2 protein-coding genes are annotated in these 1,537 nt (G+C 28.3%); both read left to right on the top strand.

What is annotated here, in order from left to right; translation table 11 throughout:
• The first annotated feature begins 277 nt into the window (after positions 1-277).
• Positions 278-493: a bacteriocin gene (locus ELS83_RS21595; protein WP_171597615.1), complete on the top strand. Its 216-nt coding sequence runs from the start codon at positions 278-280 to the stop codon at positions 491-493.
• A 198-nt stretch (positions 494-691) separates the two neighbouring features.
• Positions 692-1,156, top strand: coding sequence for a CPBP family glutamic-type intramembrane protease (locus tag ELS83_RS21590; protein ID WP_171597614.1), 465 nt, complete (start codon positions 692-694; stop codon positions 1,154-1,156).
• Positions 1,157-1,537 lie beyond the last annotated feature (381 nt).

Here is a 1,537-nt window from a genome sequence, read left to right as displayed (position 1 = left end):
CCTTTCCATTTTGCCAATATCTGGTGCTGAAAGTATCAATCTTACATTTCATTAAATCGATATTCACCTATCGTTTGTCGATTCTCATTAATCGTTTGTCGATATCGCTTGATATAATCCATTGATTTGTTCAAATTATGAACAGAGCAGTTGAATTTATGTAAGTAAATGGAGGCGATTTATGACTTTATACGATGCTAGAATACTTGAAAAAACAATCGACATTGTTGAAGAGGTCTTAAATCAGAAATAGGCATAATTTTAAAATCAAATTAAAATGACAAATTTAGAAAAATTTAAAGTCCAGAAATTAACTGAAAAAGAAATGCAGTCAATTAATGGTGGAGTAGGTTGGCTTAAAGAATTAATAAAAGGAGCTATTTCGGGTGAGCTTGTAACTGCTGTAAAAGAAGCTTATAATGATGCACTTGAAGGTTATGTAGATGCTTGTGCAAATGGCACTTATGATGGCATACCGGGATGCCGTAGATAAATTGTATAGCTAGCTTTATAATTATTTGTCAAGTTGAAATGTTATTAAGAATATAATTTATAATATCTCAGATTTGTCCATATTTTTGAGGCAGCGATCTTAATCTCTTAGTATGCGGATTCTGAGAATAATTGACATTTTTAAAAAATCTACTTATAGTTTAAATGTAACAATATGATCAACATAAAAAAGTTTTTGATGAGTATTAATAAGTGGATTATTGTTACTCTGGGTTTTTTAGTAATGTTGTTGTTACTAGTAATAACAACATTGTTTACTAGCAATGGAAATGCATTAAACAATCCTAATGTAAGTTATTTGGATAACTTATCTATTCTAGAGACTTTTATTGAATCAGTTATTGCTGCGCCAGTATTGGAGACACTTATTTTTCAAATGTTTATTTATTGGAGTATTTCTAAATTGATTTCCAGCAAGAAATTTTTTCTAGTGATATATTTAATAAGTTCTAGTTTATTATTTGCTATTTCTCATTATTATTCAATCTCTTATGTTTTCTATGCAATTTGTTGCGGACTAGTGTTATCCTATAGTTATTTTATTTTTAAAGAGAGAGAAGAGAATGCATTTGTATTTACAGTATTAATACATAGTATTTTTAATTTCATTCTTTTTGTGATTGGGGTTTTTATTAATAATTGATAATGATGTAAAACAAATTAGTGAAAAATTAAAAAGCCATTAACAAAAAATATTCGGTTTGATAAGTTGGATCTTTGAAATGTCCAACATCCCATATCTGAGCCGTTAGGCTTCATTACGAATACTGGATTGTTGATTTAAAAATAAAACATAAAAAAACAATTATGCAGTATTACTAAAAATAGATAAGGATTTTTTGGCTTGCTAGAAGAAATGTCAGCTTTTTTTATATTCTACCTTTCCATTTTGCCAATATCTGGTGCTGAAAGTATCAATCTTACATTTCATTAAATCGATATTCACCTATCGTTTGTCGATTCTCATTAATCGTTTGTCGATATCGCTTGATATAATCCATTGATTTGTTCAAATTATGAACAG

Origin of the sequence: Marinifilum caeruleilacunae, from assembly GCF_013141825.1 — a bacterium.
GTDB lineage: Bacteria > Bacteroidota > Bacteroidia > Bacteroidales > Marinifilaceae > Marinifilum > Marinifilum caeruleilacunae.
This window is presented reverse-complemented; position numbering and strand designations above follow the sequence as displayed.